The organism is Prevotella sp. oral taxon 317 str. F0108, assembly GCF_000162415.1.
GTDB classification, from domain to species: Bacteria; Bacteroidota; Bacteroidia; order Bacteroidales; family Bacteroidaceae; genus Prevotella; species Prevotella conceptionensis.
The window spans coordinates 1,276,855-1,302,916 of record NZ_GG740072.1; the positions used below are offsets into that span (position 1 = coordinate 1,276,855).

General features: G+C 47.2%; 23 protein-coding genes. 12 read left to right on the top strand and 11 right to left on the bottom strand.

Annotated elements, in window-relative coordinates:
- Nucleotides 1-6: 6 nt before the first annotated feature.
- From pyrB to glyA, 3 genes are all read left to right on the top strand, one after another.
- Nucleotides 7-954, top strand: coding sequence for an aspartate carbamoyltransferase (pyrB, locus tag HMPREF0670_RS04790; protein WP_009230042.1), 948 nt, complete (start codon nt 7-9; stop codon nt 952-954).
- Nucleotides 951-1,412: an aspartate carbamoyltransferase regulatory subunit gene (locus HMPREF0670_RS04795; protein ID WP_009230043.1), complete on the top strand. Its 462-nt coding sequence runs from the start codon at nt 951-953 to the stop codon at nt 1,410-1,412. The genes pyrB and HMPREF0670_RS04795 overlap by 4 nt, the downstream gene beginning before the upstream one ends.
- Nucleotides 1,413-1,530: 118 nt before the next feature.
- Nucleotides 1,531-2,811, top strand: coding sequence for a serine hydroxymethyltransferase (glyA, locus tag HMPREF0670_RS04800; RefSeq protein WP_009230044.1), 1,281 nt, complete (start codon nt 1,531-1,533; stop codon nt 2,809-2,811).
- A gap of 227 nt (nt 2,812-3,038) precedes the next feature.
- On the opposite strand, the gene HMPREF0670_RS17010 is transcribed toward glyA, so the two are convergent.
- Entirely contained in the window at nt 3,039-3,353 is a 315-nt protein-coding gene (locus HMPREF0670_RS17010; RefSeq protein WP_232213858.1) for a hypothetical protein, read from the bottom strand.
- A 787-nt stretch (nt 3,354-4,140) separates the two neighbouring features.
- Entirely contained in the window at nt 4,141-5,370 is a 1,230-nt protein-coding gene (locus HMPREF0670_RS04815; RefSeq protein WP_009230046.1) for an NAD(P)/FAD-dependent oxidoreductase, read from the bottom strand.
- Between the two features lie 405 nt (nt 5,371-5,775).
- On the opposite strand from HMPREF0670_RS04815, the gene HMPREF0670_RS04820 reads away from it, so the two are divergent.
- The 6 genes from HMPREF0670_RS04820 to HMPREF0670_RS04845 all read left to right on the top strand — a co-directional run bounded on the left by HMPREF0670_RS04820 (nt 5,776) and on the right by HMPREF0670_RS04845 (nt 12,043).
- Nucleotides 5,776-6,195 carry a PaaI family thioesterase gene (locus HMPREF0670_RS04820; protein ID WP_009230047.1) on the top strand — a complete coding sequence of 140 codons (420 nt, stop codon included), beginning with the start codon at nt 5,776-5,778 and terminating at the stop codon, nt 6,193-6,195.
- Entirely contained in the window at nt 6,188-7,273 is a 1,086-nt protein-coding gene (locus HMPREF0670_RS04825; protein WP_044077709.1) for an isochorismate synthase, read from the top strand. The genes HMPREF0670_RS04820 and HMPREF0670_RS04825 overlap by 8 nt, the downstream gene beginning before the upstream one ends.
- A 200-nt stretch (nt 7,274-7,473) precedes the next feature.
- The gene (gene menD, locus HMPREF0670_RS04830) at nt 7,474-9,141 is read left to right on the top strand and encodes a 2-succinyl-5-enolpyruvyl-6-hydroxy-3-cyclohexene-1-carboxylic-acid synthase (RefSeq protein ID WP_009230049.1); all 1,668 of its coding nucleotides are present in this window, start codon (nt 7,474-7,476) and stop codon (nt 9,139-9,141) included.
- Between the two features lie 37 nt (nt 9,142-9,178).
- On the top strand, nt 9,179-10,003 hold the full coding sequence (gene menB, locus HMPREF0670_RS04835; RefSeq protein WP_009230050.1) for a 1,4-dihydroxy-2-naphthoyl-CoA synthase: 825 nt from the start codon (nt 9,179-9,181) through the stop codon (nt 10,001-10,003).
- 7 nt (nt 10,004-10,010) lie between these two features.
- A complete protein-coding gene (locus HMPREF0670_RS04840; RefSeq protein ID WP_044077711.1) occupies nt 10,011-11,051 on the top strand; it encodes an o-succinylbenzoate synthase in 1,041 nt (346 codons plus the stop codon).
- Nucleotides 11,030-12,043 carry an AMP-binding protein gene (locus HMPREF0670_RS04845; protein ID WP_009230052.1) on the top strand — a complete coding sequence of 338 codons (1,014 nt, stop codon included), beginning with the start codon at nt 11,030-11,032 and terminating at the stop codon, nt 12,041-12,043. The genes HMPREF0670_RS04840 and HMPREF0670_RS04845 overlap by 22 nt, the downstream gene beginning before the upstream one ends.
- 110 nt (nt 12,044-12,153) lie before the next feature.
- Here HMPREF0670_RS04845 and HMPREF0670_RS04850 read toward each other — a convergent pair whose 3' ends face one another.
- Nucleotides 12,154-12,891: a hypothetical protein gene (locus HMPREF0670_RS04850; protein ID WP_044077881.1), complete on the bottom strand. Its 738-nt coding sequence runs from the start codon at nt 12,889-12,891 to the stop codon at nt 12,154-12,156.
- Nucleotides 12,892-13,286: 395 nt separating this feature from the next.
- Between HMPREF0670_RS04850 and HMPREF0670_RS04855 the strand changes: the two genes are divergently transcribed.
- Both HMPREF0670_RS04855 and HMPREF0670_RS04860 read left to right on the top strand, forming a co-directional pair.
- Nucleotides 13,287-13,877, top strand: coding sequence for a hypothetical protein (locus tag HMPREF0670_RS04855; RefSeq protein ID WP_009230054.1), 591 nt, complete (start codon nt 13,287-13,289; stop codon nt 13,875-13,877).
- Nucleotides 13,878-13,975: 98 nt separating this feature from the next.
- The gene (locus HMPREF0670_RS04860) at nt 13,976-14,749 is read left to right on the top strand and encodes a tetratricopeptide repeat protein (protein WP_009230055.1); all 774 of its coding nucleotides are present in this window, start codon (nt 13,976-13,978) and stop codon (nt 14,747-14,749) included.
- A gap of 958 nt (nt 14,750-15,707) precedes the next feature.
- Here HMPREF0670_RS04860 and rny read toward each other — a convergent pair.
- The 8 genes from rny to HMPREF0670_RS04915 form a co-directional block, all read right to left on the bottom strand.
- Nucleotides 15,708-17,243: a ribonuclease Y gene (rny, locus tag HMPREF0670_RS04875; protein ID WP_009230056.1), complete on the bottom strand. Its 1,536-nt coding sequence runs from the start codon at nt 17,241-17,243 to the stop codon at nt 15,708-15,710.
- Nucleotides 17,244-17,356: 113 nt separating this feature from the next.
- Nucleotides 17,357-17,674, bottom strand: coding sequence for a cell division protein ZapA (locus HMPREF0670_RS04880; RefSeq protein ID WP_009230057.1), 318 nt, complete (start codon nt 17,672-17,674; stop codon nt 17,357-17,359).
- Nucleotides 17,667-17,975, bottom strand: coding sequence for a hypothetical protein (locus HMPREF0670_RS04885; RefSeq protein WP_009230058.1), 309 nt, complete (start codon nt 17,973-17,975; stop codon nt 17,667-17,669). The genes HMPREF0670_RS04880 and HMPREF0670_RS04885 overlap by 8 nt, the downstream gene beginning before the upstream one ends.
- Nucleotides 17,976-18,169: 194 nt before the next feature.
- On the bottom strand, nt 18,170-18,793 hold the full coding sequence (locus tag HMPREF0670_RS04890; RefSeq protein ID WP_009230059.1) for a hypothetical protein: 624 nt from the start codon (nt 18,791-18,793) through the stop codon (nt 18,170-18,172).
- A gap of 511 nt (nt 18,794-19,304) precedes the next feature.
- Nucleotides 19,305-20,690, bottom strand: a complete 1,386-nt coding sequence (gene glmM / locus HMPREF0670_RS04900) for a phosphoglucosamine mutase (RefSeq protein WP_009230060.1) — start codon at nt 20,688-20,690, stop codon at nt 19,305-19,307.
- A 15-nt stretch (nt 20,691-20,705) separates the two neighbouring features.
- Nucleotides 20,706-21,353: a DUF4827 domain-containing protein gene (locus HMPREF0670_RS04905; protein WP_009230061.1), complete on the bottom strand. Its 648-nt coding sequence runs from the start codon at nt 21,351-21,353 to the stop codon at nt 20,706-20,708.
- 249 nt (nt 21,354-21,602) lie between these two features.
- On the bottom strand, nt 21,603-22,640 hold the full coding sequence (locus HMPREF0670_RS04910; protein ID WP_009230062.1) for a DHH family phosphoesterase: 1,038 nt from the start codon (nt 22,638-22,640) through the stop codon (nt 21,603-21,605).
- Between the two features lie 412 nt (nt 22,641-23,052).
- Nucleotides 23,053-23,442, bottom strand: coding sequence for a DUF1573 domain-containing protein (locus tag HMPREF0670_RS04915; protein ID WP_009230063.1), 390 nt, complete (start codon nt 23,440-23,442; stop codon nt 23,053-23,055).
- A gap of 2,078 nt (nt 23,443-25,520) precedes the next feature.
- On the opposite strand from HMPREF0670_RS04915, the gene HMPREF0670_RS04920 reads away from it, so the two are divergent.
- Complete coding sequence (locus HMPREF0670_RS04920; RefSeq protein WP_009230064.1) at nt 25,521-25,913, top strand: hypothetical protein; 393 nt, start codon at nt 25,521-25,523, stop codon at nt 25,911-25,913.
- Nucleotides 25,914-26,062: the final 149 nt, after the last annotated feature.

A 26,062-nucleotide genomic window follows, 5' to 3' on the forward strand; every position in this document is an offset into this window, starting at 1 on the left:
ATGCAGATGAAACAACGTGATTTTGTGACGATTGCCGACCTCTCGAAGGAGAAAATACAGTACCTTATCGACCTGTCGCAAGAGTTTGAGAGACATCCCAACCGCGAGCTGCTCAAAGGAAAAGTCATCGCAAGCCTTTTCTTCGAGCCGTCTACACGCACCAGGCTGAGTTTCGAAACGGCAGCCAACAGGCTCGGTGCGCGCATCATCGGTTTCTCGGATGCCAAAGCCACCAGTGTGTCTAAGGGCGAAACGCTCAAAGATACCATCCTGATGGTGGCCAATTATGCCGATGTCATCGTGATGCGCCATTACATCGAAGGGGCTGCGCAGTATGCCAGCGAGGTGTCGCCGGTGCCTATCATCAACGCCGGCGACGGCGCACACATGCACCCTTCGCAGTGTATGCTCGACCTTTACTCCATATATAAGACACAAGGAACGCTCGAAGACCTCAACATCTACCTCGTGGGCGACTTAAAATACGGCCGAACGGTACACTCGCTCATCATGGCCATGCGCCATTTCAACCCCACGTTCCATTTCATCGCGCCCAAAGAGTTGGCCATGCCCAACGAGTATAAGCTCTACTGCAAGAACCACGGCATCAAGTTTCAAGAACATACGGCCTTTAACGATAAGGTGATTGCCGATGCCGACATTATATATATGACGCGCGTGCAAAAGGAAAGGTTCTCGGACCTCATGGAATACGAACGCGTAAAAGACGTGTATATATTGAAAAACGACATGTTGGCCAACGTGAAAGACAACATGCGCATTTTGCATCCGCTGCCAAGAGTGAACGAAATTGCCTACGATGTAGACGACAACCCGCACGCCTACTACATTCAGCAGGCCCAAAACGGGCTCTACGCACGCCAAGCACTGTTTTGCGACGTGTTGGGCATCACGCTAGAAGATGTGAGAAACGATAAAACCATCATCAAATGAGTGCAAATAAGAAAGAACGGCTAGTGGCCGCCATCAAAAACGGAACCGTTATCGACCACATTCCTGCCGACAAAACCTTTCAGGTTGTAAACTTGCTCGAACTGCAAACGCTTAACGAACCCATAACCATCGGCAACAACTATGCCTCGAAGATGATGGGAAAGAAAGGCATCATCAAGGTTACAGACAGGTATTTCACCGACGAAGAGATTTCGCGCCTCTCGGTGGTTGCACCCAACGTGGTGCTCAACATCATCAAAGACTACGAGGTTATCGAGAAAAAGAAGGTGGAAACGCCTGCCGAACTTAAAGGCATCGTGCGGTGCAACAATCCCAAATGTATCACCAACAATGAGCCCATGCAAACGGTTTTCCACGTGGTAGACAAGGTTAGCCGAACGCTGAAATGCCATTACTGCGACATGGAGCAGGCCATAGACAAGGCACAACTGGTGTAATGCGCATGCCATATACGCCTGCACACACGTGCCAACAACCAGAATAAACGACATTTATCATCGGCGTGGTGCATAGAAACCACGCCCTAATCAATAACTAACACAAACAATTTCAACTATGAAAAGAGACCTAGAAATTTTCAAACTCATTGAAGATGAGCATCAACGCCAACTCAAAGGCATCGAACTAATTGCCTCTGAGAACTTCGTTAGCGAACAGGTGATGCAAGCTATGGGTTCGTATCTAACCAACAAGTATGCCGAAGGCCTACCAGGAAAACGCTATTACGGCGGATGCGAGGTGGTTGACAAGGTGGAAAACCTGGCCATCGAGCGAATTAAAAAGCTGTTCGGAGCCGAGTTTGCCAACGTACAACCCCACTCTGGCGCACAAGCTAACGAGGCCGTGCTGCTTACTTGCCTCAACCCTGGCGACACTTTCATGGGCTTGAACCTTGCACACGGCGGACACCTTAGCCACGGTAGCCTTGTAAACACGTCGGGTATTTTGTACAACCCCGTGGGCTACAACCTCAACAAGGAAACTGGGCGCGTTGATTACGACGAAATGGAACGCCTTGCGCTGGAACATAAGCCAAAGCTTATCATCGGTGGCGGCTCGGCTTACAGCCGCGAATGGGACTACAAGCGCATGCGCGACATCGCTGACAAGGTGGGTGCCATCTTCATGGTTGACATGGCTCACCCCGCAGGACTGATTGCCGCTGGTTTGCTGGAGAACCCACTGAAATATGCACACATCGTTACTTCTACCACGCACAAAACACTTCGCGGACCGCGTGGAGGTATCATCCTTATGGGCAAGGACTTCGAGAATCCGTGGGGAAAGAAAACGCCGAAGGGCGAAGTAAAGATGATGAGTCAACTGCTCAACTCGGCCGTATTCCCCGGAATTCAAGGCGGACCGCTAGAACACGTCATTGCAGCTAAGGCCGTTGCCTTCGAAGAGGCACTTCAACCTGAGTTTAAGGAGTGGGCATTGCAAGTTAAGAAAAATGCGAAAGTGTTGGCCGAAGAGCTTATTAAACGTGGTTTCACCATCGTTAGCGGTGGAACAGACAACCACTCCATGCTGGTAGACCTGCGCGACAAGTATCCCGAACTAACGGGTAAAGTTGCCGAAAACGCTCTTGTTGCTGCGGACATTACCGTTAATAAGAACATGGTTCCTTTCGATACGCGTAGTGCTTTCCAAACAAGCGGCATCCGCTTGGGCACGGCTGCCATCACTACTCGCGGAGCCAAAGAAGACCTCATGGGCTTTATTGCCGAACTGATTGAGGAAGTTCTGAACAACCCAACCGACGAAACGACTATCGCTAACGTACGCAAACGCGTAAACGAAAAGATGAAAGACTATCCTCTCTTCGCTTACTAAACACGTACGCAACAACTATTTTTGCAAACGGGATGCACCTTTGGGCTGCATCCCGTTTTTTGTAAATGGGCGAGTTAATGAGCGGACAGGGTGGTTGGCCGTGAGCAGCATGAGCCGCAACCGCTCGCGCTGGCAGTCGAAAGCGTACATGCGTGCAGTGCCATTGCCCACACGCGCGTATGGGGCACAACCGCTTTTTTGTCTAGTTTTCAGCAAGAAATTTAACATTATGAGTGCCCTTTCTGCTCACCAACTGCCAACCTTGCCGCAAATAATCGATTCTCGCGAAGGTTGTTTTCGATGCCGAAAGGGGTTAGCATGCGAATACGGCAAGACGTATATTTATTACAAAGAACCCCCATTTGCACCATTTTTGGGGTGATTTGCAGCAAAATGTAGTGCGTTTTGCCGCAAAATGCAGTGCGTTTTGGTGCAAAACGCAGTGTATTTTGGTGCCAAATGCAGTGCAAAATGCTGCTAAATGCAGTGCAAAAAGCATAAAAATACATAGCAATGGTATAAACAAAACCCTTTCGAGGCATGAAACACATGGCTGAAAAGGACAAAATAGCCGCTAAAAAGTGGGATTTTAGGGGCTAAAAGTGGGTGATTGGGGTTGAAAAAATATGAGATGGCAGTCAATCTAGAAAGGCAAAATGGTGCAAAATGCAGGTCCTTTTCTTGAAAATAGACAAAACAAAAGACGTGAAAGGCTAGAAATAGTAGCTTTTTACCTACTTTTCAGCCTGTTTCTTCGCTAGAACGGAGTGAAAATTAAAGCGATATTGTAAAATAAAAGATAATAATTTAAGCTCGTGAGCTTGTAAGTTGATGAGTTTGTGAGTCGAGGGGGTGATGTGTTGGTGAGTTGGTGAGTTGATGAATTGGCGAGTTGATGAACTGATGAGTTGATGGGGCGGTGAGTTGGTGAGTTGATGAGATGGTGAGTTGATGAGATGGTGAGTTGATGAGTGGGTGAGTTGATGAGTGGGTGAGTTGATGAGTGGGTGAGTTGATGGGCTGGTGAGCTGGTGAGTTGATGTATTCGGGAGTTATTGGGCTTTCGTTAGTTTATAATCCAGTGAGTTGACTTGTCCTGCACTCCTCTCTATTTAAAGAAACACTAAAAGTCAAGACGGTCTCAAATTAACAAGTCAACTCATCAACTTGTTAATTCGTCAACTTGTTAACTTGCCTACCCGTCAACTCGTCAACTAATTAACTCATCAACTTGTTAACTCGTCAACTTAGTTAACCCATCAACTTGTCAACTTGCCTACTCGTCAACCTTTCAATTTATCAACTCGTCCACTTTGTCAACCCATCAACTCATACCCCCATCGACTTACCCGCCACATAGCCCGTAGTCCAAGCAGCTTGCAAGTTAAATCCGCCTGTAATAGCATCCACATCCAGCACTTCGCCTGCGAAGAATAGGTTTTTACACACCTTACTTTCCATCGTATTGAGGTTAATGTTCGTAAGCGAAACACCCCCACAAGTAACAAACTCCTCGCGAAACGCCCCCTTACCAGTAACAGCGTACAAGTCGTTAGTCAACGTTTCAACCAGCTTGTTCAAGCCCTTCTTCCCCAATTCTTCCCATCGTTTCTCCGCTCCAAGTCCTGTTTTGTCTAAGATATACAGCCACATGCGCGAGGGCAAACCAAAGGGATGCACGCTCGACAACTGCTTTCGCCAATTGCTTTCAACAATACCTTGCAAGTGTTCGGCCACCAATGCACCATTGGTTAGCCCAATCCAATTCACTGCAATAGAGAAACGATAGCCACAATCGTGCACAAAACGTGCACCATACGACGAGAGTTTGAGTATAGCAGGACCACTTGCACCCCAATGCGTAACAAGTAATGGCCCCGATGCCTTATACTTTGTACCAACAACAGACACCGTAACACCCTCTACCACCGTACCCATCAAGGCCTTAAAAGCAACATCGGCAATGTTAAACGTAAAGAGCGAAGGCACGGGCTGCATAATATCATGCCCCAAACGAGCCAAATATTGCAAGCCTTCGGCACGCGGAGAGCCGCCCGTTGTGATAGCCACCCTGTTAAACGTAAGCGGCTTTTGCGCCTTAAATTCTAGCTGCAAGTCGCCATTGGGCAAAGGTTTCAGCCCCTCTAAGGCATGCGCAGTACGCACTTCCACACCCAATTTATGAGCCTCATTCGTTAAGGCATCTACCACACTTTGTGCCGATTGCGACACAGGGAAAACACATTCGTCTGCCTGCGTAAGCAATTTCACGCCGCGTTCTTCAAACCATCGCCATGTGTCGTCGTGGTCGAATACGTTAAAAAGCCGTTTCATCATCTTATCGCCACGTGGATAAGCCTGTTTCAAGTCGCTTATCCGTGCAAACGAATTGGTAAGGTTGCAGCGTCCGCCACCCGTTACAAGCACCTTGGCCAGCACCTTTTGTCCTCGTTCAAAGATCGTAACTCGTGCCTTGGGGTTTGCTTGTTTGGCTGCAATGGCGGCGAAAAATCCTGCCGCACCACCGCCAACCACTGCTATATTTAATTGTTCCGTCATTGTATCTCCTTGTTTTTGGCAAACGAAGATACGAATAAAAAGCCGTTCGCACAAGGCTCGCAACACAATTAAGTTGAGTTTATGAGGTTAGTGGGTTGTGAGTTATTAAGTTTTTAGTTTGTGAGGATGTAAGTTTTTAGTTTGTGAAGATGGTGGTTATTTAGTTTATGAGTTACCAAGTTTACGAATTAATAAGTTATATCGCACACAAACCAGAAAGGTCAAAAGCTTACAACCCCGACAACTCATAAACTTATAAACTCAACAACTTATAACCGCACAAACGCTGCAATCCACAAACTTAAAAATGCAACAACTCATAAACTCAACTACTAATAATCTGCTTTTCATGCCATTTTTACAGCATTTTTGTGTAAGTTTGCACTAATAAAAAAAGCAAGCATCATGAACATCGAGCACATTAAAGACAGGATAAACAAGTTGCCCAACCTATCTACGGCATTGGGTATGGAATTTATTTCCACCCCCGAACCCGACACATGCATGGCGCGAATGAAGGTTGACGAGCGCAACAGGCAACCTTTCGGTTTCCTTAGCGGCGGTGCATCGCTAGCCTTGGCCGAAAATCTAGCCGGCGTTGGTTCGCTAGCACTGTGTCCGGGCAAGATAAGCGTGGGCATCAACGTTAGCGGGAGCCATCTCATCGCCGTTGAAGAAGGCGACACCGTAACCGCAACGGCACACATCATGCACAAGGGACGGACACTACACCAATGGCTGGTAGAAATTAGAAACACCGCAGGCGAACTGGTTTGCTCGGTACAAGTAACCAACTATGTGCTTAACGCCCGCAAAGATGACTGACTTTGCGCTGTTTCGCGAACCGCATGCCACGCATGCCACACGTTATGTTCAGCTACATGGAGAGGCGCAAAGTCTGCCAAACTATGCAGCCTTGAACCACGTTCAGGGCTTTGTCTTCGCTCCTTTCGCCATTGAAGACGATTGTCCGTTGCTCGTTATCGCACCCGACAAGGTGGAACAACTTGATGTTGAAACGCATGTGTCGACACTCGCACGTAATGCCACAGCCGTTGAAACAACAACAGCCAGCAACAGCCAACAGCAGGTGAGCCAATCGTACCAAGAAAGTTTCCATCGCTTTCACCAACAGCTTGTACAAGGGCAGTTTGCCAAAATCGTACTAAGTAGGACCGAAGAGGTTACGCTTAAACACGCTCCCAATGCCGAAGAATTGTTTTGGAGAGCCTGCCAACGCTATCCGCGTTTGTTTATCGCGCTGGTTAACACACGCAGTGCAGGCACTTGGCTTATGGCCACGCCCGAAGTTCTGGTGCGAAACGACATGCACCGTTGGCATACCATGGCACTTGCAGGCACAATGCGCCTTACTTCCGAGCAACAGAAATGGCCCGACCAAACGTGGAACAGCCCCACCCCACCCTTGGAATGGAGTGCGAAGAACAAGGAAGAACAGCGACTGGTGGCGCGTTACATCGCCCAATGTCTTGCACATTTGGCCGACAACATCGAAGAAACACCGCCTTATACCCAAAGGGCAGGGGGCTTGGTTCACCTTAGAAGCGACTTCGCCTTTACCCTAAAACCTGCCTACGGACTAGGCGACCTCGTGCAAATGCTGCATCCCACACCTGCTATCTGCGGCTTACCCAAAGCCGAGGCATGGCGTTTTATCAGTGACAACGAACCCCATCGCCGGCTATATTACAGCGGTTTTTGCGGTCCGGTAACGGCTAATGGCGGCACAAAGCTATATGTTTCACTTCGTTGCATGCAGCTGTGGCCCAACAAAGCGTGCCTTTATGCAGGTGGCGGACTGCTTAAAGACAGCACCGAAGAACAAGAATGGGAAGAAACAAGGGCGAAAATGGAAACGATGTTGGGGCTAATGCAGCCATAATTTTAGCTTTTTAAGGTTATGAGATAATAAGTTTATGAGTTTTAGTGTAAACCACACAAGCTTAAACCATCTGAGTTTTCGGCAGCGAATAGCTTATAAGCATAAACGCTTATGAACAAAAGCCAACCGTCTAACGCATGAATTTGCAAACGCATGAACTGATAAACTTACAAGCCCAAACATGAAACCAAACAGTAAACATGTATTCGAATAAAGAAAACATCAACATCCTTACCTCCTTACTCGTGGCTCATGGCGTAAGGCGAGCCGTGGTTTGCCCTGGTTCGCGCAATGCGCCCATCGTGCACAACCTGGTAAAGTCGGGTGCCATTAGCTGCTATCCCGTAACCGATGAACGCTCGGCAGGTTTCTATGCCTTGGGTATGGCCTTGCTCGATGGCGATGCTGTGGCCGTCTGCGTTACGTCGGGGTCGGCCTTACTCAATCTTCTGCCAGCCGTGGCCGAGGCATATTACCAGCACATTCCCTTGATAGTTATCTCTGCCGACCGCCCTTTGGCATGGATAGACCAACAAGACGGGCAAACCATTCGACAGCAAAACGCCCTTGCCGACTTTGTGAAGAAGGCCGTAACCCTAAACGAACCCACAGACGAAACCCTGCGTTGGCATTGCAACCGCTTGGCAAACGAGGCTCTTCTGGCCACCAATCATCATGGCGTAGGGCCCGTTCATATCAACGTTCCCTTATCCGAACCGCTCTTTGGCTACGACGTTCCCACCCTGCCCAACGAGCGAACGATAAGCCGTTGCACGCCCAGCAAGCTTGCAGCAACAGCACTTAACAATCTAATGGCCGACTTCCGCAAAGCAGAAAAGCCCATGATTGTATTGGGACAAATGCCTCCTGGCTCCGTCAACGCATCGCTCGTCAAGGTCTTAGAGGGGCAAGCCGTGGTGGTTTCAGAAGTGTTGAGCCATCTCGGTGGACTGCAAAACGCCGACGAATTGTTAGCCACTTGCGCAGAAACTGCACCCTATACGCCCGATTTCGTATTGTATATGGGCGGACATCTCATAGGGAAAAACCTCAAATCGCTATTGTGGCAGATGAACAACGCACCCCAATGGCTTGTTAACGAGGGCGGAGAAGTGGTTGATACCTTTATGAATCTCACGGCTATTGTTGAGGCCAAGCCCAACGAAGTGCTGTCGCTGATGGTGCAAATGATGCAACAAACGGACGCCAAACAACACGAAGAGCGTACCAAAGCCTTTCGCCAGCTATGGCAAACGGGTCACAACGCCTATCGCGAACAGCTCAATCAAGCGGCTCCCACCTTTTCCGAAGGCTACGCCGTGCAGTGTTTCGAGCAACAATTACAACAAACCAACCAGCCGTTTGAGGTACATTATGCCAACAGCCTCAGCGTTCGCTTGGCCAATAAGCATGCTCAACACCATGTTTGGTGCAACCGTGGCGTAAACGGCATCGAGGGTTCGCTGTCTACTTCGGCAGGCATGTCGCTGACAACACAAGCTAATGTGTATTGTGTAATTGGCGATTTGAGTTTCTTTTACGACCAAAACGCCCTATGGAACACCCGTCTGGGCGGCAATCTACGCATAATGTTGCTCAACAATGGTGGTGGAAAGATATTCCAACACGTTAAAGGAATGCCTGCCGACGACATACAAGCCACCTTTGTTTCGGCAACGCACAACACTTCGGCGCAAGGAATCTGCCAACAGAACGGCGCAAGATATCTACTTGTAAACGATATTGAGACATTGCAAAAAGGTATCGCCGAACTTATCGGCTATGGCGGAAACCGCCCTTTCGTTTTGGAAGTGAACTTAACATCATGGGGCGTTACAACAACCAAATGTTCAGCAACACCTTATTAATAGAAACATCCCTTACCCAAAAAACAAATATCATTGTATGAAAAGAGAATGGAAACCCATTGAAGTTTTCGACTTCAAAGAAATATTATTCGAGGAATATCAGGGCATTGCCAAGATAACAATCAATCGCCCGCGTTACCGAAATGCCTTCACTCCGCGCACTACGTGGGAGATGAGTCAGGCCTTCGCCTACTGTCGCGAGGCCCAAGACATCGGTGTAGTATTGCTTACAGGTGCAGGCGACATGGCTTTTTGCGCTGGTGGCGACATGAACGTAAAGGGTCGTGGCGGCTATGTGGGCGAAGACGGAGTGCCTAGACTGAACGTGCTTGATGTGCAAATGCAGATTAGGCGACTACCAAAGCCCGTGGTGGCAATGGTTAACGGCTATGCCATTGGCGGTGGACACGTGCTGCATCTTGTGTGCGACCTCTCCATTGCCAGTGAAAACGCAATCTTCGGACAAACTGGACCGAAGGTAGGTTCATTCGATGCAGGCTTCGGCGCATCTTATTTGGCGCGCATTGTAGGACAAAAGAAGGCGCGAGAGATTTGGTTTCTCTGTCGTCAATACAACGCAGAGGAGGCCGAACGTATGGGCTTAGTTAACAAGGTTGTTCCACAAGACAAGCTGGAAGACGAATGTGTTGCCTGGGCCGAAACAATGATGCAGCACAGTCCGCTGGCCTTACGCATGATAAAGGCAGGCCTTAACGCCGAACTAGACGGACAGGCTGGCATTCAGGAACTGGCAGGCGACGCCACCATGCTTTACTATTTCCTAGACGAGGCGCAAGAAGGTGGCAAGGCTTTCCTTGAAAAAAGGAAACCCGACTTTAAGAAATACCCCAAACTTCCATAGCCCTCGGATGATGTTCCACATCGACATAGCCCCACATACCTTGCATTTCAAGCAGCCAGCAGGCACGTCGCGCGGGGTGTATCGCACCCGAAAGACGTGGTTTGTTACGTTCTCTTCGCCGCAAAAGCCCGGCGTTGTGGGCGTGGGAGAGTGCGCCCCACTACCCAATCTCAGCTGCGACGACCTGCCAAACTACGAACAATGCCTGCGCCAAGCATGCCAACGGTTCTGCGAAACGGGCGTAATCAACCACGATGAGCTAAGCCCCTACCCTTCCATTCGCTTTGGATTGGAAACCGCCTTATGGCAATGGCAACGCGATGGCCATGCAAACCTCTCGCAAACACCTTTTGCACGGGGCGAAATGGGCATCCCTATCAACGGCTTAGTGTGGATGGGAACGTTCGAAGAAATGGCTATGCGCATTGAAGAAAAGCTGAATCAAGGGTTCAGATGTGTGAAATTGAAAATTGGCGCGATAGACTTCGACCGCGAATTACAATTGCTTAAAGACATACGCGCCACGTTTTCGCCCCGCCAAGTGGAACTTCGGGTAGATGCAAATGGAGCTTTTGCGCCTGCCGAGGCTTTGTCGAAACTCGAAAAGTTGGCTCCACTCGACCTCCATTCCATCGAACAACCCATCGCCAAAGGTCTGTGGAACGAGATGGCCGACTTGTGTAAGCGGTCGCCTTTGCCCATTGCACTCGACGAAGAACTTATCGGAACCAACACGCTTGCCGACAAAGAAGAGCTGCTCGACACCATCGCACCACAATATTTGGTGCTGAAACCATCGCTACATGGCGGCATTCGTGGCACAAACGAATGGATTTCGCTGGCCGAAGACCGCAAAATTGGGTCGTGGATAACCAGTGCGTTGGAGAGCAATGTAGGCCTAAACGCCATCGCCCACTTAGCAGCAGAGGCCTATGGGCCACAAATTGCCATGCCACAAGGGCTTGGCACGGGCCAATTGTTTACCGACAACATCGACATGCCCTTACAAATAAAAGGAGATTGCCTATGGTTCTTGCCGAATTCTTAGACCAATGGAACGACGATAAGGCACCTTGCATGCTGGTTCACACTAGTGGTTCAACCGGAAAACCCAAGCCGCTGTGGGTGGAAAAACGCCGAATGGAGGCCAGCGCAAGGGCTACTTGCCAATACTTGGGGCTGAAAGCGGGCAACACGGCCTTGCTCTGCATGCCGCTAGATTATATCGCAGGGAAGATGATGGTGGTGCGTTCGCTCGTGGCTAACCTACAGCTTGTTGTGGTTGAACCCGACGGGCACCCCCTAAAAGACCTTGAAACCGACATCGACTTTGCAGCAATGGTGCCTCTACAAGTGTACAACAGCCTGCAAGTACCAGCCGAACGCCAACGATTAATGCGCATAAAGCACCTCATTATTGGTGGAAGTGCCATCGACGAGGCCTTGGCAAAAGAGCTAAGAGCCTTTCCCCATGCCGTATGGAGCACCTACGGCATGACCGAAACGCTGTCGCACATCGCCCTACGTCGGCTTAATGGGCAAGCAGCTAGCCAATGGTACACACCCCTTCCAGGGGTTAAAGTGAGCCTGAACGATAAAGGTTGCCTGGTGATAGATGCCCCACACCTATGCGAAGGATTGTTGGAAACCAACGACATTGCCACCATTAAGCACATAAAAATGGCTAAGCAGGAAGACGATTTGCAACATAACGATGAACCCAAGCAAGCTTTTCGCATACTGGGCAGACTAGACAACGTGCTTGTTAGCGGTGGTATTAAAATACAAATAGAAGAAGTTGAGCGTGCACTTCATCAGCATTTGTCCGTGCCCTACCGCATTGTGAAGTGCCACGACCAAAAGTTTGGCGAGGTGGTAGGCCTGCAATTCGTACCCCTTTCGGCAGAAAACGCAGAAAGCGAAACGGCTATGGTGAAACAAATCTGCCAAAAAGTGCTGCCCAAATACTGGCAACCCAAAGCCTATTTCCCCGTGAAAGAAATTGAACGAACGGCAACGGGTAAAATAAAGAGGGGATGAAAGGCGCGCAGCCCTCATCCCCTTTATGATGTTGTTCATGCGTTTAGCCTGATGCTTAAACCTTGCCTAAGCAAGCAGAAACGTTGCATAGACTTTGCAAAAGCCAGCCTTTAACGCCCAATATCGTTGAATGTGTCGTAATATCCGCGTGGCATATTCGGTCCCCAAACCTGTTCAACCGACACCTGCACGCTGAAAGAAGGGTTGAAGTTGTACTTAACCGCCGCGCCAACCCTATCGCCCAAGGCTTGCATATCGTACAACGGATAGGGCATAAGCCTATTGCTAACCAAGCTTTTCTGTCCATATAGGTAGGCCTCCCAATGCTCGTTTAAACGATAACCCACAATGGCTTGCAAGCCAGCATTTCGATAATTGTCGCGCCCCCAGAACACATTGTTAAGATAACCGCCCGCGGCCACCGTGAACTTTTTGCCCAATGGTTGGGCATACATGGCCGAAATGTTTTGCATAAAGCCTGCCCCGTGGCGCGCATGCTTGCCAAACTGCGCGAATACGGATGCACCAAGACTTAGGTTTAGCCCCGGATGCAAGTCCCATCGCTGCCATCCAGCCCAAAACCAAGGGCGATAACCCAGCGGTTCTATTTGTCCGTTGAGGGTTAAAGACGGCAAAGCCATCGCCGCATCGATGGTTGGTTCTACGGCCACAACGGGCGTTACCAGCTTATGCAGCGTGTCTACAACGATACTATCAACCAACTTTGGCTGCTCCACAACAGCATTTTCGGCTGTACGCCGCACGTTTTGTTTCCGCTCTTTTTGAGCGAAAGCCGCACCAGCAACAGCACAACATATTATCGTTACAAGCAAATGTTTCTTCATCATGCAACAAAGATAAACGATAAACATCGAAAAACAAAACAATAAACATTTTTTAAGGCAGGTTCTACAAATCACCTTTGCTGTATTTTTAGCTTTTAGCTGAGCAGGGTTTGCTTACGGCTTGAAGGAGCATAGGGCACTATGCTTTCTGAAAGAGAAAGCGAAAGATGCCAGATAAAAGCAAAAAGACAGTGAAGAGCAATACAAGGAACAACAATTGAACCTTTGCGGGGAATTTATAGAACATGCCTTAATAATGGTTGCAAACACGCCTTAATGCAAGGCGTTATTAACCAATATCACCCCACTTACGGCCTGTTTTTATATTATTTACCACTATTTGTTTTGCAAAATAGCCTATTTGCCTTATTTTTGCACTAACTAAAAGAGGAATAAAGATGAAGAAAACACTAATTTGTGCGCTCGTGGCAATGTTCTTTTCTGCATCGCCAACGTGGGCGCAAAGCAACAACGGCCATCAAGACGAGAGCCTAGCCGATAAGGTTTCTACTATTGTTAAGAAGGCCAAATCGTCCATGCAACGCGCAGGAAAGCGGGTGGAGAAGGCTATTGGCATTAACGACAAGAACAGAGACGGCGACGAAGTGAAGATAGACGGCACCTACTACATGCCCATATACTCGCTAAACATCTACAACGGCAAAGACGCCGACAAGTTTAAGAACACTTGCCAAAAGGCGTTTACCAAGAAGTATCCGCGCACAAACGTTCTCAGCGTCACCATTCCCCAAGAGGGATGGGTGAGCAAAGCCGTGAAAGACGGCGGAAAGGTTATTGGCTACCTGCAATACATGTATTGCTACGTTCTGGCGCAAGACGGCGACGACGGCTATATCAATGCCCGATTTAGCTTTCAACGCTACAAGGATGTGGGCAAAGAGTATGGTTCGGTTAACGGACGGTGGCCACAATGGGACCGCACCGACGTACTTACACCGTCTGTTTACGACGAATTGAAAAACTATTAAGTTAAGTGGAGGAAGGGGGCGAATGCCACAGTATTCGCCCCACCTGCCCCACCTAAAACATAATATAACAACACTAAATACTAAACGCAAACAAAGCCATGAACATTCTAAAAGCCTTGTTCGGTGGGAAAACCGAAGACCCTGAAGAAAGAAAGAAAGACGAAGAAACCAAAAATTTCGACATCCTTAAATTTGATGGAGTAAAGGCATTGCACCTTGGACAGGCCGATCACGCCATCAATTGCTTTACCAAAGCATTAAGTTATAAAGACGATTTGGAAACACGCGACTATCTTTCACAAGCTTTCTTGATGACTAACGAACCGCTGAAAGCCTACGAACAACTGCAAAAGTTGGCCGAGGCTCAGCCCGATAACCCAAAGATTTATGTGCGAATGGCAGATGTTGCCTACCGGATGGACGACTATGGCGCAATGGCCGATGCCTGCGAAAAGGCCTTACTCATAGATAAAGCCAGTCCTACGGTGCATTATCTCTATGCGCGAGCCTGCATCGGACAAGGCGATAACGTGAATGCCGTGGCCATGTTAACCAAAGCTATACTTACCACCCCCGACTATCTAGACGCTTATCTGCTGCGCGGCGAAACGCTATTGGCCATGGAAAACTTAGAGGAGGCCGAAGAAGATGCCAACTTCTTGGTTGAACATGTGGCCGGTAACGAAGACGCGTTGCTGCTGAAAGCGCGTGTTGAGAAGGCCAAAGGCTACAATGCGGCCGCACAAGAATACTACGATAAGGTGATAGAGGCCAATCCTTTCCACGCCGAGGCTTTTAAAGAAAGGGCCGAAGTGCGCGAGGCGTTGGGAGATTTGCAGGGAGCGGAAGAAGACCGTAACGTGAATTTCTAACCCATAACGCCTCCATTATTAGTGCCTTCAAGGCGCAGAACGTACAATCGGGAAACTTCTTAACGCGAAGTTTCCCGATTGCTTTTGGTATGTTTCCTAACTAATTGCGGCCGCTTAAAGCCTAATCGAGCATCAAAAAACCAACGTTTTGCCCTTTTTCTACCTGCTTAGCTTAGTTAAATTCTGTACACAAACTTTACAAAACACACATCATCCGCCCAACCATTCTAGCGAAAAAAAGTACGTCAAAACACGTTTTTAGCCATTATTTCCCACTTCACACGCCTCCGTTCTTGTCCATTTTTAAGAACACCACGTACATTTAGCACCACTTAGCCTTTCTAGTTTGGTTGTCAGCTCATTATTTTTGAAGCCCATTTACCCTCTTTTAGCCCCTAAAATCCCACTTTTTAACGGCCATTTTGCCTCTTTTAGCCTTAATTTTAATGGTTCGGAAAGGTTTTGTTTATACCATTGCAGTGTATTTTTATGCTTTTCGTCTCGCATTTTGCAGCATTTTGCACTGCATTTAGCACCAAAACACCTTGCGTTTTGCAGCAAAATGCCTTGCATTTAGCACCAAAACGCACTCTGTTTTGCACCAAAACGCACTCCATTTAGCAGCAAATAGCCCAAAAACGAGTGTGTATGGCGGTGTTTTTAAATAAAAATTCATTTTGCCACATTCACATACTAACCCCGTTTTTGCACAAATCGAACGCGCGCGAGAATGGATTATTTGCGGTCGAGTGGACGACTGACGAGCAAAAACGCCCTCATAATGTTAAATATTATACTAAAAAGCGGACAAAACAAGACAGGCAAATGTGACGTATTTGGGGACTTGTCAAAATGAAAAGAGATTGGAAACAGATAGTCGGAAAAACAAAATAAGGTGTGCCATGCGGCACACCTTATTATATATAGGCTTGATAAGCCACCCTTGTTGGGGCGAAAATTACTTGGCAAAGGCCACTGAACGCGTTTCGCGTATAACGGTAATCTTCACTTGTCCGGGGTAAGTCATCTCGTTTTGAATCTTTGTTGCAATCTCGCCGCTTAGTTTCTCGCTCTCAGCATCGTCCATCTTGTCGGCACCAACGATAACACGTAGCTCTCTACCAGCCTGTATGGCGTAGGTTTTGGTAACACCAGGATAGCTCATGGCAATAGCCTCCAAGTCGTTGAGACGCTTGATGTAGGCCTCAACAATCTCGCGACGTGCACCTGGACGAGCACCCGAAATGGCATCGCACACTTGCACAATGGGTGCCAACAAGGTATTCATTTCTATTTCATCGTGGTGCGCGCCAATAGCGTTGCAGATGTCGGGTTTCTCCTTATACTTCTCGGCAATCTTGGCTCCATATAGAGCATGGGGCAGTTCGCTTTCCTCATCGGGTACTTTTCCAATGTCGTGTAACAGACCTGCGCGCTTTGCCTTTTTGGGATTTAGTCCCAACTCTGAGGCCATAACAGCACAAAGGTTGGCCGTTTCGCGTGCATGTTGCAAGAGGTTCTGTCCGTAAGACGAACGGTATTTCATCTTTCCAACGATACGAATAAGCTCTGGGTGCAAGCCATGAATACCCAAGTCGATGGCTGTACGCTTACCCGTCTCGATAATTTCGTTTTCCAATTGTTTCTTCACCTTGGCCACAACCTCCTCTATTCGGGCAGGGTGAATACGGCCATCGGCAACAAGTTGGTGAAGGGCAAGACGGCAAACCTCGCGGCGAACGGGGTCGAAAGCCGAGATAACGATGGCTTCGGGCGTATCGTCTACAACGATTTCAACACCTGTTGCAGCCTCCAAAGCACGTATGTTACGGCCTTCGCGACCGATGATGCGACCTTTCACCTCGTCGTTGTCGATGTGGAAGACGCTCACCGAGTTCTCAATTGCCGTTTCGGTAGCCACACGTTGAATGGTTTGTATAACAATCTTCTTGGCCTGTTGGTTGGCATTGAGTTTGGCTTCGTCGATAATCTCGTTGATATAGCTAGCAGCATCGGTCCTCGCCTCATCTTTTAAGCTCTCGATAAGTCGTTCCTTGGCCTCGTCTGCGCTAAGTCCCGACAGTTCTTCGAGTTTCAAACGTTCCTGACTTTGCATCTTTTCGAGTTCCTCTTGCTTGATATTCAGCAGTTTTTTCTCGTTATCCACGCGCTGTTGGTTTTGTTCCACCTCTTGTTTGCGGCGTGCCAACTCGTCTTGGCGTTGGTTAAGCGAAATCTCGCGCTGTTTAAGCTTGTTCTCGTTTTGCTGAATACGTTGGTTGCGGATTTGCACTTCCTTTTCCAACTCGCTTTTCTTATTGAGGAATTTCTCTTTAACTTCGAGCAATTTTTTCTCTTTCAGCACTTCCGCCTCTTTGTTAGCGTTTTCTATCATCTCGTTATACTGTCCCTTAATGACGTATCTAAAAAGGAGATAGCCAACAAAGCACCCTAAAACAAGTGCAACGGCGGCAGCGATTATCGTTTCTATCATACAGATTTATATTGATTATGTAATGTTTTTGTTCTGTTCTCTTTTGGTGTTTATGGGGCGAACACCTTGGCGAAAGTTGCCATAAGGCAATAAAACTCGGAAAAGAAAACAGCTTAAACAGACGTTGGCTCGATGCCCAAAGTCTCTTCTATCTCTGCGGCAAGCCCTTTAAGGCTATCCATCAACGGCTCAACGTCGTTGTGTTCGTCCGCATTGTGGTAACGCATAGCAATGTCTATGAGTACCATGTAGAGAATGTCAATATCGCTTTTCTTGCCTGCATACCTAGCCGAGTAGAAGTTCACAAGGTCGGTAATGAGCTTTGCACTCTTGCGATACTTCTCTTCGTCTTCTCGTGAGCAGTTAACAGGTATCGACCTGTCGTATACATTGAGCGTTATCTTGAAGAAGTCTTTTTTGTTATCAGCCATTGTCAATGCTATTTTCGCTTAGAAGTGTGATACATCTGTTCACATCTCTAATGAGTTTGGAGAGCCTTTTCTGGGCCGACTCCATGTCGCCGTCGGTGATTTCAACCATCTTAGCCATTTTCAGGCTGTCGTAGCTTTTGTAAACAGATTGCAAACTGTCGTCCAGTTCCTTTATTCGGGCATCGCGTTCATCAATCATCGTCTGTAGCTCAGCATTCTTTTTCTCCAATTCTTTATATTGGAGAAGTAGCTGGCGCAGCCGTGTGGTAAACAGCGACAATGTGAATTCGTTTGCATCCATAATTAAACACCAATTTGACTACAAATTTAACTTATTTATTTGGATGGCGCAAATTTTCAACCTGTTACATCTTGTAAAAATGTAATTAAGCTGCATCAATGAGCTAATATGCCACGTAAACGTCACGTTATGCGAGCGTGGAAAGCCAAAAGACGACAGCGAGGAATGGCCTTTTCTTGCCCCGAAAGTGTGGCTTACTTGGCTTTTTCGTCGGGGCGCGGCTCTTTCTTGGCCAGCATTACCACTTGGAAAACGAAGTCTGTTACCCACTTTTGGCTAAATCCAAGCCTTTTATTATATTGCCTGATGGAGGCAACGGTCTTCAACACACCTGCATCCGAAAAATCGTTCTTGTTGAAAATGTCGTTGATGGTGCGTTGCGTCATGGTGTAAATGGCCTTCTTGAAGAACGAGGGCAAACGCAACTTAAACTTCATGAGATTGCCCATGAGCATCATGAGGTCTTGTGTGAAGTTTTGGAATTGTATCAAGTACACCTGCACATCTTGCAGCTTGTGGCAGTTTTTTCTGATGCTGGCATCTATTTCCTTAAAGAAACCCTCGTCGGTTTTATACAGTTCTTTCAACATCTTGCGGCAATGCGCCTTTTCACCAAGGCCCAACTTGTTGTTCTGCGTTGGTATGCGCAAGGTTGTTTTGTACGTTCTCAAATCGGGAAGCATGGCCAAATTGGTTATACCCAAGTTGGCTGCGATGGTTGCTTGGAAGTAAACTCGCACCAAAGTCATGTAGTCTTCCATGCCACCCGACTTCGATTTGTCGGCTTGTCTTTTGAATATTGAGGAAAATAATCCCATAATTGTTTTGTTTCGAATAATGTAAATAGATGTTTGCTCCCTCTATATCCCATGCCTTAGACACGAGATGAATGCCACGAGTGGAGCGAATACTAGCTGCAAAAGTACGAAAAAAAAGGGGAAACAGCAATTTATGGCCTTAATTTCAAGCGATTAGAGGCTAGTTTTTAAGCATTGGAAAGAAGATAATGTGTGCAAAACATGATAAGTTGTGGCTGACGTCCAATGGCTGGGGCATAAACAAAGGTTGCAAATTGAGCAGAAAATACGGCATGTCGAGAGAAGTTTATGTGGTTCGCTGCGCACAATTGTCATCGTTCGTGCAACGAAACACATGGCTAACACATACACAAAAACGCCGCTTTCGCCCTTCCGCAACGCGTACCTAAAACGGGCTGCATGCCATGAAGAGTGAAAGCGGCGTTTATATAACTTACTTTCCGAACCGCAGACGGGTTATTAGATGTGCGCAACCCGTTGCGATGCGTAAGTTCTCAAAACCTTGTTTGGGTTATTTACTCATGTCGTAAACCACCTGCATCAGCTTTTTACCGATTGCATCGGCATCTTCCATCGTCGCAGCCTCGCTGTAAACACGGATGATAGGCTCGGTATTGCTCTTGCGCAAGTGCACCCATTTGTCGGCAAAGTCTATCTTTACGCCATCAATATCGTTCACTTGCTCGTCTTTATAAAGTTCTTTAACACGCTCCAAAATTGCATCTACATCGGTAGACGGCGTCAGGTCGATGCGGTTTTTGGCGATAAAATAGTTGGGATAAGTGGCGCGCAGTTCGCTCACCTTGCAGCCCTTGTGGGCCAAATTGCTAAGGAAAAGGGCGATACCAACCAAAGCGTCGCGCCCATAGTGGCTCTCTGGATAGATTACTCCACCATTACCTTCGCCGCCGATAACGGCATTAACAGCCTTCATCTGCGTGGTTACGTTCACCTCGCCAACAGCTGCAGCCGTGTACTGCCCGCCATGTTTGAGGGTAACATCGCGCAGGGCACGAGTGGAACTGAGGTTAGACACGGTGTTGCCTGGTGTTTGCGACAATACATAGTCGGCCACACTAACCAGCGTGTACTCTTCGCCGAACATCTTCCCGTCTTCACAAATAAACACCAAACGGTCCACATCGGGGTCTACTACGATACCCATATCGTAGTTTCCATTCTTTACCTCGGTCATAATCTCGGTTAGATTTTTCTCCAAAGGTTCAGGGTTATGGGCAAAATCTCCCGTTGGTTGGCCGTTGAGCATGGTGTATTTCACACCCAATTGGTCGAGCAGTTTGGGCAGGATAACACCTCCCACGCTATTAACCGTATCGACTACGACCTTAAACCCAGCCTTACGAATGGCATCGGCATCAACCAACTTTAACGCCAACACACTATCAATGTGACGTTGGTCGAAACTATCGTCCTCGGTATAATGGCCTAAGTGGTCTACATCCGCATAAGTAAAGTCGCCCTTATCGGCTATTTTCAAAAGCTTTGCGCCATCTTCGGCCGTAAGAAACTCACCTTTATTGTTTAGTAGTTTCAAAGCGTTCCATTGACGTGGATTATGACTTGCTGTGATAATTATTCCCCCATCGGCTCCTGCCATAGTAACAGCCAACTCGGTAGTAGGCGTTGTGGCCAGTCCGATATTCAGCACATCAAACCCCATTCCCATGAGCGTACCGCACACAATGTTCTTAACCATCTCGCCAGAAATGCGCGCATCGCGGCCAACAACGATGATGTTGTTGCCCTTAGGCATGTTTTGACGAATGAAAGTGGCGTATGCCGAAGTAAACTTAACGATGTCTAACGGGTTGAGTGTGTCTCCAACCCCTCCGCCAATTGTACCGCGGATGCCTGAAATAGATTTAATTAGTGTCATTACCAAATATGTTTTTTATCGTGCCTTGCTCAATTCTAACTCATAAAAATAAGGTATCACGCCATTCACGGCCGCCCCATGCCCTCGGTCGTGGGGTACGATTAGGCGAACGCGAGCACCTGCCTCTTCGGAAGAAGAAAGCCTGTCGAGCAATATATAGGAGAAAGGCGTGAGCCAACCAGAAGGAACTGCCGTCCCATTGGTGCGTTGGCGCGCCACGTACATCAGCCCACCTTTACCGGTTAAGCTTGCGGTGAACGTGCCAGAAGTGTTTGTTACGTCCATCCTATCAAGCCAAGCGCTAAAACGCGGATGGAAACTAGAAAGTTCAAGGCTGTCGGTAAGCAAGTTTCTTTCGCTGAACCTGCACGTCACATTCATGCGTTCGCCCTTTTCAATCTTCCTACCTACACCCTTATGTACGATTTGCATATACACGCCCGAACTCTCAAAGAGCACATATTCGTTCTTAGCCGTGTCGGTAGTCTCACCGTTTGCAACAAATTCGTTTTCGCTAATAACTTTGATGTTCTTCTTCGTGATGTAATTACTGATGGCGTTTCGTTCTGATTCCACTTGGTCGGCATAGGTTTCGTACCTGCTACACGATTGCCACGAGAGCGCGCCCGCCAAGAGGAAAAGAGAAAAGAGCAATTTCTTCATTCGTCGTTTAAGTTTTATATGATGAGGTTGCAGACTGCCGTTACTGCCATTCGCTCCGTCAGGAACATTGGGCTACACTTCGTCCACAATGCTGCAAAGATAATAAAAATATTACGTTTTCAGGATGAACGACCCCGTATTTTTGGATTTTTACACATCTGTTGGCCGTCCAAATCCCACATGTCGGGGGCAAAGCGGATGCCGCGAAGCAACCTTAATACCACACCAAAACCGCGAAAACGATGTTGGTCAAGCCCGCAAACGCCCCGAATAGGCCATGATGGCATCGCGAACAACCCGCTCGGCCTCGCTCATCGAACAGAAAAGCTTACCTCCACTGGCATTGAGATGGCCGCCGCCGTTGAAGAAACGCTCCGCCATCTCGTTGCAAGGAAAGTCGTCTACCGAACGCAAGCTTACCAAAATGAGGTTGTCTTTGTCGGTGTCTTCGCGCAACGAAATAACCAATTTCTGCCCTTTTATACGCAAAGGCTCGTTAACAAGCCCTTCGGCATCGCCCTTAACGAAATGAAAATTCTTCATGTCTTGGCGCGTAATGCAAAAGTACGAGGCGTTAAGCTCGTTCAGCACATTGAGTTTCTGGCTCATCAGGTAGCCGCGGAAACGGATGGCCCACGAGCTATAATTGTTGTAAACGTTGCGATATACCTTGTCTTTATCAAATCCTTTGGTCAGCAAATGCCCGATAATGACATATATTTCGGGGCGAGTGGAGTTATAAGTAAAGCCTCCCGTGTCGGTCATCATGCCACAATACACGGCAATGGCGGCTTGCCTACTGAACATTTCGAAACCTCCGAGCTGCCAAACGATGCGGAACACGATTTCGCAGGTGCTGCTCATCTGCGGCAACGACACCATCAGGCGAGCATCCATCTGCGGGTTGAGGTGATGATCGAACACAACTCGCTGGGCTGTGGTGGTTTCCAAGGCCTGCTGCATGTCGTCAACACGGTTCGTTGCATTAAAGTCTAGGCAGAAAACAAGGTCTGCCTCGGCAATACGTTCCTTGCAAACGGCGGTGTGTTTGTCGTAACGCATCACCTTTTCTACGCCTGGCAGCCATCTAAGGAAATCGGGAAAAGCGTCGGGAACGATAATGAGCGGCTCCTTACCCACTTGCCGCAGGTATTCGGCCCACGCCAATGAAGAGCCGATAGCATCTCCATCGGGCGACTTATGGCAGCAAATCACGATGTTGTTTGCCGCTTGTATCAATCCGTTCAAGGTATTAGAATCGGACTGTGAGAGTATTTCGAGTTGCATAATGGTGCAAAGTTACAAAAAAAGGTGCTTAAAGCCACGCTTTAAACACCTTATAATTTAGGGCTAATCCTATAAAATTCGCTTACAGAACAATCTTTGTTCGTGTAGCGTTTTATAGCCTACCAATTTCGTTCTTTTTCGTTCCTTGAAAAGTACGTTTTCTCGCCATGACAATGTACGAGCAAGCTCGACTTTGTTCATTTGGCTTAACGAAAACCGTTCTTTTCTCGTTCCTCGAAAAGTGCGTTTTCTCGCCATGACGATGTTCTAGCAAGCTCGACTCTGTTCACTTGGCTTAACGAAAAACGTTCTTTTCTCGTTCCTCGAAAAGTGCGTTTTCTCGCCATGACGATGTTCGAGCAAGCTCGACATCGTTCATTTGGCTTAACGAAAACGTTCGTCTGCCGTTTAGTTACTTCGCCTCTTCCATAACACCCTCCACATAGATGCGTGTCATTTCAGTAACGCCGTTGGTACGGATAGTGATGGTTTTCTTAAAGTGGCCAGGAAACATGTTCTTGCCATTATAAACAACTTTCACTTCGCCCTTTTCACCTGGTTTAATGGGCGTTTTGGGGTACGAGGGGACAGTGCAGCCACAGCTAGCCGTGGCCTCGTTGATGACAAGGGGGGTCTTTCCTACATTGGTAAAGGTGAAGGTGCATTCCTGAACAGGGTTCTTTTCACTGAAAGTACCAAAGTTATGGGTAATCTTATCAAATTTAATTTCTGCCTGTTGCTGTGCCACAGCAAATCCAACAAATGCAAAAAGCATCATTGAAAGCAATACCAATTTTTTCATATCCTTATCTTTTAATAATAATGAGCGTCGCGCGAAAGTACCGCCCTACCCTGCCCTTGTCGTACACAAGGCACAACCAAACTGGCAAAATTAGATGGCGTTTTCTTCCTAACGACTTTGCAAAGTTAACGCTATATGCGGAGAAAAACAAATTTTACGCTAAGAATAATGTCCAACCATGCGATTTGTAAGCAGTAAACTCCAAGGGCATTGGCAACTCTTTTGCCCTTGTTACAGTAGTTATCCAAGGGATTTGCAGTGTTTAAACAGGGAGTTTCTTCACCAACAAGCATACCTTCTTTTCTCGTTCCTCGAAAAGTGCGTTTTCTCGCTATGACAATGTTCTGGCAAGCTCGACATCGTTCATTTGGCTTAGCGAAAACGCTCTTATTATATAATCGAAAACGCTCTTATTATATAATCATGTGTAAAACGATGATGAATGGTAAAAACACATTCGCTACAAACACATTTCGCGCACATCTATCCACCATCCGTTCTGGCAATAGTTTTTAGAAGACAGTTAGTTACATGCCGAAGTTGTTTTGGCGTTTAATCTTTCTCCAAATGGAGAAACGTGTAGCACAAGTCAACTCACGGGCATATAAACTCGCTAAGACCCAACAATTCCCGAAGACTTCAACTGGCCAGCTCACCAACTAATTAGCACGCAAACTCGCAAACTCTTCAACTCACAAATTCATCAACCCAAAAGCTCACCAACCCAAAAGGCCATCAACTTACAACCTCATCAACTCAATAGTTCATCAACATTAAAACTTAAATTATTATCTTTTATTTTACAATATCGCTCTAATTTTCGCTCCGATCTAGCAAAAATATTGGTTATAAAGTCGGCAAAAAGTCACTATTTCTACCCTTCCGTGCCTTGGGGGTTGTCTATTTTTAAGCATAGAACCTGCATTTTGCACCATTTTGCCTTTCTAGTTTGGTTGCCAACTCATGATTTTTGAAGCCCGATTACCCACTTTTAGCCCCTAAAACCCCACTTTTTAATGGCCATTTTGCCCTTTCTAGTCATGTGTTTCATGGCATTAAAAGGTTTTGTTTATACAATTACTATGGATGTTTATGCTTTTCGTCTCGCATTTAGCGGCAAATCTCACTGCATTTAGCAGCATTTTGCCTTGCGTTTAGCACCAAAACGCACTCCATTTTGCACCAAAACGCACTGCATTTAGCGGCAAAACGCACTGCATTTAGCATCAAAACGCACTGCATTTAGCGGCAAAACGCACTAATTTTGCACCAAACAGCCCCGAAAATGGTGCAAAGGACGTTTTCTTTAAATAAAAATTCATTTTGCCGCATGCACAACCTTACCCTGTTTGGCATCGAAACAAACCTTCGCGAGAATCGATTTTTTGCGGTAAGGTGAGCAGTTGGTGGATAAAAAGGACACTCATAGTGTTAAATTTCTTGCTGAAAAGCTGACAATATTTGGTAAGTTGACGAGTGGACAAGTGGATAAGTTGGCGAGTGGACGAGTGGACAAGTTGGCGAGTGGATAAGTGAGCGGGTTAATCGTTCTTTTCTCGTTCATCGAAAAGTGCGTTTTCTTGCCATGACAATGTTTGAGCAAGCTCGACATTGTTCATTTGGCTTAGCGAAAACGTTCATCTTTGCGTATTGTGCCTAAATACGTCCATTTTGACATAAGAACATAAGAAACATTAAGAAGTGCGCTTTACTTTTTCCTCATTATGTGCCACTGGAAAGATGCTTTCAACTTATAAAGAATGTATTGAAAAACTTCCGCCAGGCTACCTTTTTTGAGGCATAGCCATGTTTTGCCACAGACAAATGGTGCAGAATTCCAGATTTCATCGTACCCTTGTCTGGCACTTCGTACATGGGTGGGGCGTTTATCTTGGTTTTGCTGCACAAAACCATAGGTTTCTCTCAATTTGTAGAAAGATAAAAAGCTAGGACGACTTCATTGTCGAAAAAGGCCTTTCAGCTATTGCATCGTAAACGAAATAGGCGTAACTTTGCCAGTAAATAATAAACCGAAAGCACGTCATAGGCATCAAACCTACAAGAAAGGGGGAAACAAGATGAAACGATTCACGGAAGAGCAAATAACAACACTCGCCCCAAACGAGATATTTGTGTTTGGCAGCAACATTCAAGGCTATCATGGCGGAGGTGCCGCACGCATGGCACTCAACAAGTTTGGTGCGGTATGGGGAAAAGGAGACGGACTGCAAGGCCAATCCTACGCCATCCCGACAATGGAAGGCGGAGTAGAAACAATACGCCCGTTTGTAGACAAGTTCATCAGCTTTGCAAGCAAGCACCCTGAGTACACATTCTTAGTTACAAGGATTGGGTGTGGCATTGCAGGCTTTACAGATGGGGAGATTGCCCCACTGTTTCAAAACGCCATTTCGCTAACAAACATCATTCTACCCAAAACATTTGCTGATGTGCTTGAACAAACGAAGTGAAATAGCCAACAGTTAAGGAGCCATTAACGTTGCTTAAAAACAATACAAAGTTGCTTGTACCGCAACTACAAACCACTGGTAGCTCCACTACAAGCCGCTTGTAGCACCCGCGCAAAAGGGTTTGTAGTATATGGTTTGGCCAACAATGC

What these genes read in the sequence shown, in the direction of transcription:
- pyrB (WP_009230042.1), top strand. Translation starts at nt 7, where the DNA reads ATGAAACAACGTGATTTTGTGACGATTGCCGACCTCTCGAAGGAGAAA.
- HMPREF0670_RS04795 (WP_009230043.1), top strand. Translation starts at nt 951, where the DNA reads ATGAGTGCAAATAAGAAAGAACGGCTAGTGGCCGCCATCAAAAACGGA.
- glyA (WP_009230044.1), top strand. Translation starts at nt 1,531, where the DNA reads ATGAAAAGAGACCTAGAAATTTTCAAACTCATTGAAGATGAGCATCAA.
- HMPREF0670_RS17010 (WP_232213858.1), bottom strand. Translation starts at nt 3,353, where the DNA reads ATGCCTCGAAAGGGTTTTGTTTATACCATTGCTATGTATTTTTATGCT.
- HMPREF0670_RS04815 (WP_009230046.1), bottom strand. Translation starts at nt 5,370, where the DNA reads ATGACGGAACAATTAAATATAGCAGTGGTTGGCGGTGGTGCGGCAGGA.
- HMPREF0670_RS04820 (WP_009230047.1), top strand. Translation starts at nt 5,776, where the DNA reads ATGAACATCGAGCACATTAAAGACAGGATAAACAAGTTGCCCAACCTA.
- HMPREF0670_RS04825 (WP_044077709.1), top strand. Translation starts at nt 6,188, where the DNA reads ATGACTGACTTTGCGCTGTTTCGCGAACCGCATGCCACGCATGCCACA.
- menD (WP_009230049.1), top strand. Translation starts at nt 7,474, where the DNA reads ATGTATTCGAATAAAGAAAACATCAACATCCTTACCTCCTTACTCGTG.
- menB (WP_009230050.1), top strand. Translation starts at nt 9,179, where the DNA reads ATGAAAAGAGAATGGAAACCCATTGAAGTTTTCGACTTCAAAGAAATA.
- HMPREF0670_RS04840 (WP_044077711.1), top strand. Translation starts at nt 10,011, where the DNA reads ATGATGTTCCACATCGACATAGCCCCACATACCTTGCATTTCAAGCAG.
- HMPREF0670_RS04845 (WP_009230052.1), top strand. Translation starts at nt 11,030, where the DNA reads ATGGTTCTTGCCGAATTCTTAGACCAATGGAACGACGATAAGGCACCT.
- HMPREF0670_RS04850 (WP_044077881.1), bottom strand. Translation starts at nt 12,891, where the DNA reads ATGATGAAGAAACATTTGCTTGTAACGATAATATGTTGTGCTGTTGCT.
- HMPREF0670_RS04855 (WP_009230054.1), top strand. Translation starts at nt 13,287, where the DNA reads ATGAAGAAAACACTAATTTGTGCGCTCGTGGCAATGTTCTTTTCTGCA.
- HMPREF0670_RS04860 (WP_009230055.1), top strand. Translation starts at nt 13,976, where the DNA reads ATGAACATTCTAAAAGCCTTGTTCGGTGGGAAAACCGAAGACCCTGAA.
- rny (WP_009230056.1), bottom strand. Translation starts at nt 17,243, where the DNA reads ATGATAGAAACGATAATCGCTGCCGCCGTTGCACTTGTTTTAGGGTGC.
- HMPREF0670_RS04880 (WP_009230057.1), bottom strand. Translation starts at nt 17,674, where the DNA reads ATGGCTGATAACAAAAAAGACTTCTTCAAGATAACGCTCAATGTATAC.
- HMPREF0670_RS04885 (WP_009230058.1), bottom strand. Translation starts at nt 17,975, where the DNA reads ATGGATGCAAACGAATTCACATTGTCGCTGTTTACCACACGGCTGCGC.
- HMPREF0670_RS04890 (WP_009230059.1), bottom strand. Translation starts at nt 18,793, where the DNA reads ATGGGATTATTTTCCTCAATATTCAAAAGACAAGCCGACAAATCGAAG.
- glmM (WP_009230060.1), bottom strand. Translation starts at nt 20,690, where the DNA reads ATGACACTAATTAAATCTATTTCAGGCATCCGCGGTACAATTGGCGGA.
- HMPREF0670_RS04905 (WP_009230061.1), bottom strand. Translation starts at nt 21,353, where the DNA reads ATGAAGAAATTGCTCTTTTCTCTTTTCCTCTTGGCGGGCGCGCTCTCG.
- HMPREF0670_RS04910 (WP_009230062.1), bottom strand. Translation starts at nt 22,640, where the DNA reads ATGCAACTCGAAATACTCTCACAGTCCGATTCTAATACCTTGAACGGA.
- HMPREF0670_RS04915 (WP_009230063.1), bottom strand. Translation starts at nt 23,442, where the DNA reads ATGAAAAAATTGGTATTGCTTTCAATGATGCTTTTTGCATTTGTTGGA.
- HMPREF0670_RS04920 (WP_009230064.1), top strand. Translation starts at nt 25,521, where the DNA reads ATGAAACGATTCACGGAAGAGCAAATAACAACACTCGCCCCAAACGAG.